The organism is Lactovum miscens, assembly GCF_014202895.1.
Classification (GTDB): Bacteria; Bacillota; Bacilli; order Lactobacillales; family Streptococcaceae; genus Lactovum; species Lactovum miscens.
Genome location: NZ_JACHHV010000054.1, coordinates 1 through 5,146, shown reverse-complemented (window position 1 = coordinate 5,146; position 5,146 = coordinate 1). Strand labels below are relative to the sequence as shown.

The following is a 5,146-nucleotide window of genomic DNA, read 5'->3' as shown; positions in this document are numbered from 1 at the left end:
TTTTCTACTTGTCTTCTTTCAAATTCAAGTATAAGAAATTCAGGTGTTTTTTTCTTGCTTCAGGTGGCTAAACTAATTTTACAATTTGCCAAATATTCCTGATGAAAAACACGCCTAAAGACTCTTACTCTGATTATACCAAGTTACCATAACTGATTAAGCTTGCTTTCCGGCTCTTCACCATTTTCTACACGTTTTATATTATTCACAAAGAAATCATATCTTTTTTTATGAAATTTATGACCGTCAGGCATGCCTGCCGTATGAGGAGTAAGTATCACATTTCTCAGCTCCCGGAGTTCACTGTCAGTTGGAAGCGGTTCAGACTCAAACACATCCAGGCATGCACCTGCAATATCTCCGTTTTTTAATGCATCGATTAAGTCTCTTTCATTGACAATTCCACCGCGGGCTGTATTGATAAAAAGTGCAGTATTCTTCATTTTTTTAAATACTTCTTTGTTGATTAGCTGTTTGGTCTGCGGATTCAGGGAAGCATGTACAGTTACTATGTCTGATGCACTTACAAGATGATCGAAATCCGTCATTTTAACGAAACCATTAGACTGCACATTGGGATTTCTAGCATATGCAAGCACATACATATCAAAAGCCCTGCAAAACTCAGCAACTTTTTTGCCGATGGCGCCAAAGCCGATAATTCCAATCGTTTTGCCTTTTAATTCACTTCCCGTATAGCCCAATTGATTTTCATCTATTCTGTTTTTCATGAAAGCATCAAGAAATGGTATGTTCTTATAATAAGACAATATCAGCGCCATTACGTGCTCGGCTACTGCCTGTGAATTCACTCCTGCAGCATTGGCTGCCCAAATACCAAGCTGCGTGCAGGCATCAATATCTACATTATCATATCCTGCACCCGTTTGTACCAATTTTAATTTTTTTGCAACAGAAAGCAGGCTATGATCCACTTTAATATGATCAGGTATGATAACCTGGCAATCTTCAATATGATGCAACATTTCTTCTCCGGGCGGGACAATTACAATATCCCAGCCCTCCGGAAATTGCCTTACAATATTTATTTTTGAAATCTCGGTAAAATAGCCGACCATTAGAACCTTCATTGCTAAACCACCCTTCATGCTCAATATTATGCTTCGAAGAAAATCCGTTTGATCTTTACAATTTCAAGTCCCACATCTTCTTCGTTATATCCTGCGAGAGAAATATCAGAACTTTTTATATTTTTACTCATCATTATAAACCTAAGTCCTTTTTATTGTCAAATATTAATGATAGCTTTCAGAACACACGACTTTCACCCATTAGAGTGAGCCATACTGGGCGCACAACAAAAAAAGGTTATGTGTTTCAGCAACGAAGAACATGGCCTCTCGGATAAATGCCTTATAATAGATTTATTAAACTTCCGATTATATAAATTATGCTTTTCTAAAACCGAGAACATATTCACATATGCGTCTGCCTGATGGCAGCGTTATAAAATTGTTTTCGTTAATATATAAAACAAAAGCATCAGAATTTTTGCTTTCAATGCCTTTGGCTTTACCTCTGTGAAATTTTTTTAGGGTGTCATCTTCAAAATACCAAATGTCATCTATAAAACAGACTAAAAAAAGGGGCTGAAAAAGTGCATTTTTCAGCCCCCTTTTTTTTTTTCTCCAAAACCACAGCATACTGTGGTTAAATCGTCTTATTTCCCCTCTCGACCACAATACGTCATCATTATTATCACCTCAACGTGGTGCGTCTGTGGAAAAAGATCAACAGGTTGCACTTTTTTAAGATAATACCCCAGTTCTTGAAATCTAACAACATCCCTAGCCAAGGTGGCTGGATTACAAGAGATATACACTATACAACGAGGCTCAGACTTGGATGAAGCTTTTATAAAAGCTTCATCCAAGCCTTTTCTTGGCGGATCGACAAAAATAACATCTGGTTTAATCCCCTTAGCTAACCATTTGGCAATAACATCTTCTGCTGTCCCTACCACATAATGAGCATTATCAACATGGTTCAATTTGGAATTGAGATTCGCATTATCAATAGCCTCAGGGATGACTTCCATACCATACACTTTAGCAACTTTATCTGCCACACAGATTCCAACTGTTCCAATACCTGAATAAGCATCAATAATAATGTCACTTGGCTTAAGATCAGCATAATTGTAGGCAACTTGATAGAGTATTTCTGCTTGCTCTGAATTCACCTGATAGAAGCTTTGTGCTGAGATTTCAAATTTTTTTCCAAGGAGTTCATCTGTGATAAATTTTTGACCTGCCAATAATTCAAACTTTTTCCCAAAAATGGCATTACCTTTATCTGTTTTAATTGAAAGTTGGATAGATTTAATATCTGGGAAGGTCGCGATCAATTTATCAAAATTAACTTTTATTGATTTTGAGACAACTAAAATAAGCATGATCTCACCAGTTTTATGTGCACGGCGAATTACAATGTTCCTAACTAATCCTTTACCACTTACTTCATTAAAAGCAGTTAGATTTTCCTTTCGTAATTGGTCACGAACCGCAACTATCAATTGATCAATTACCTTATCTTGAATATAAAAATCTTCAATTGGAATCAAATTGTGCGAATTTTTTCGAAAAAACCCTGTTTCAAGCTGACCTTTATAGTTGCGAACTGGAATTTGGGCTTTATTTCTGTATGCAGTTATATTTTTTGCAGCAATAGGGTCTTCAACTGCAAACTCAATTCCAGACTTACTTAGGACGGTTTCAACCTGTTTTTTCTTGAACTTTAATTGCTCAGAGTATTCTAGATGAGAAATATCTGCTATTCCTGTCCTCAAAAAGTCAAGATCATTGGATTCGACACGAAAAGGTGACTTCCGAAGAATTTCTTCAACTTTTCCAAAACCAAAATTCTTCCCAATTTTTACTATTTTAAAGCGAATCCGTTCACCGACAAGTGCATTTTCAACGAAAAAAGGAAAGTTGTCGACTCTGACAACTCCCATTCCCTCATGAGTCAAATCTAATACTTCTACTTCAAAGCTCTCGTTTTTCTTCATACACCATTATATAGAAAAAAAATTGTTTCTTCAACTTTTTTTCTATATCAAAAATGCAGTTGGAAGCCATTAACCTCGTTAAATAAAAAAAGTCCCTTTCGGGACAAATTTAGTTATTTAGCAGCTGCTGGATAAACAGAAACCTGTTTCTTACCATGCTTCATTTCAAATTTAACTGCACCTTCGATCTTAGCGAAAAGCGTATCATCTCCTCCACGACCAACATTAGTACCTGGATGAATATGTGTACCGCGTTGGCGGAAAAGGATTGTGCCTCCATTTACGACCTGTCCATCAGAAGCTTTAGCGCCAAGACGCTTAGCTTGTGAGTCACGACCATTGGAAGTTGATCCTCCACCTTTTTTGTGGGCGAAGAGTTGCAAATCAAGTTTAAGCATTATTTGCCTCCTTCTTTACTTCATGTTCTAGTTCAATGTATTGTGAGTACTCAGCAACCACTTCTTCAAGAGCATTAACAAATGCGGTGAGAAGAAATTGTGAGTTCTCTGATTGCTTATTAGAAAGAGTGATCGGAATCTCAACTTTTAAATAACCTGACTCCATTTCAGCCAAAGGTCTTATCTTTGCCATCTTATATAGATTATTTGCTGTTGTGATGCCAAGAACTGAAACTGCCGCACAGACCACATCGTGTCCATATTCGCCAGATTCTGCATGACCTGAAATCTCATAAGACCAAATCTTGCTATTCTTCTCTTTAATGATTACTTTAATCATTATTCTTCAAATTAAGCATTAATTGCAGTAATCATCACCTTAGTATATGGTTGACGATGACCTTGCTTGCGGTGACTATGTTTTTTAGGTTTGTATTGGAAAGTTACAATTTTCTTTTGCTTGCCTTGCTTTTCAACTTCACCAGTAACTGATGCACCTTTAATAAATGGTGCACCAATTACAGCTGATTCACCACCAACGAGGATAACTTCCTCAAAAGTTACAGTGTCACCTGCTTCTGCGCCAAGTTTTTCAACGTAAACAGGTTCGCCAACTGCGACCTTAACTTGCTTACCGCCTGTCTTGATAATTGCATAGATATCTGCCATTGTGTTTCTCCTTTCGTGATTATAGTTAGACTCGCCGTCCTGCGTGGGCCAAACCTCTTTAACGCGTTTCCGAGCGGTTGTACAATGTGAAATTCCACTTAAGAATCATTTCCACACAAAGACAACTTCTGTATTATACACATTATTTATGTTTTTTGCAAATGATTGACACTTACACACTTACTTACTTCACTAGTTGCACATTATTTGTCCAAACTATTATAACTTCTTAGCAGGTATTTTTTCATATTAACAAGCTCTGAATGAAAGATATAAATCACAATTACCAAGATAATAACCGATCCATACAAAGTCCAACCTGCGAAAAAGTATTGAAGCCAAGTAGACATAACAGCTCCAGTTAAAAAGCTGAACACAAGTGAAAAATAAACACCTGCTTTTTTTAGGTCAGCTTTATCCCTTGTCAGTCCGTATTGAACTAAACCTTGAGCAAATGACCGCATATTTGCCGTGGAGAATATTGAGCCATATCCTAAGCCATGTGTCACAGTGAAATTATTCATTTGGATAGCCATGATGAAGCTAAGTATTGAAATTTCCAAAGTTCCATTGACTTGAAAGAAAGCAGAATAGAAAGTCACAAATAACCAGATAAAAATTAACTGAACCCAAAGTAGATAGGTTGTACTATCCAGTTTATGCTTCACTCTGATGTGCGTAACTACTGTTTTAAAGGCAATTCCCACCATAAAAAAAAGTATAGGCATAAGAAAATTTCCAGTCAGTTGCCAGTTCCCTTGCGCAAGAGCAATACCAGCTTGGACCAGATTACCAGTTTGAGCACCTGCAAATCGTCCTTGAAAGTGGAAAAAAGTGTAAGCATCAATAAACCCTGCATTTACTGCAAGAAGTGAAGCAATTCTTAACTTTTCTTTAATACTTTTTATATCTGAATCCAATTTTCAATCTTTCTCCTATAAAAATGATATTTTAACGGCAAATTGCAAATTTAATTTAGCCACCCCGATACATCTGAAATGGTGTCTGATACTTGAACATTTTTCTTGGATAACAATTCATCCAAGTC

The 5,146-nt window shown here is 36.7% G+C and carries 6 protein-coding genes and 1 other annotated feature; all 6 genes read right to left on the bottom strand.

All coding sequences use genetic code 11. The annotated features are described in order from the left end of the window. Window positions 1-143 precede the first annotated feature (143 nt). Window positions 144-1,109: an NAD(P)-dependent oxidoreductase gene (locus tag HNQ37_RS08315; RefSeq protein WP_246415641.1), complete on the bottom strand. Its 966-nt coding sequence runs from the start codon at window positions 1,107-1,109 to the stop codon at window positions 144-146. Window positions 1,110-1,681: 572 nt separating this feature from the next. Beyond that, entirely contained in the window at window positions 1,682-3,031 is a 1,350-nt protein-coding gene (rlmD, locus tag HNQ37_RS08310; protein ID WP_183541252.1) for a 23S rRNA (uracil(1939)-C(5))-methyltransferase RlmD, read from the bottom strand. Window positions 3,032-3,144: 113 nt separating this feature from the next. Continuing rightward, complete coding sequence (rpmA, locus tag HNQ37_RS08305; protein ID WP_183541249.1) at window positions 3,145-3,429, bottom strand: 50S ribosomal protein L27; 285 nt, start codon at window positions 3,427-3,429, stop codon at window positions 3,145-3,147. Continuing rightward, on the bottom strand, window positions 3,422-3,769 hold the full coding sequence (locus HNQ37_RS08300; protein WP_183541246.1) for a ribosomal-processing cysteine protease Prp: 348 nt from the start codon (window positions 3,767-3,769) through the stop codon (window positions 3,422-3,424). Before HNQ37_RS08300 ends, rpmA begins: the two co-directional genes overlap by 8 nt. 11 nt (window positions 3,770-3,780) lie before the next feature. Beyond that, window positions 3,781-4,089 (bottom strand): 50S ribosomal protein L21, encoded by a 309-nt coding sequence (rplU, locus tag HNQ37_RS08295; protein WP_183541255.1) that lies wholly within the window; start codon window positions 4,087-4,089, stop codon window positions 3,781-3,783. 26 nt (window positions 4,090-4,115) lie between these two features. Further along, window positions 4,116-4,187, bottom strand: a sequence feature (ribosomal protein L21 leader region). Between the two features lie 114 nt (window positions 4,188-4,301). After that, window positions 4,302-5,018 carry a YoaK family protein gene (locus tag HNQ37_RS08290; RefSeq protein ID WP_183541243.1) on the bottom strand — a complete coding sequence of 239 codons (717 nt, stop codon included), beginning with the start codon at window positions 5,016-5,018 and terminating at the stop codon, window positions 4,302-4,304. Between the last annotated feature and the right edge of the window lie 128 nt (window positions 5,019-5,146).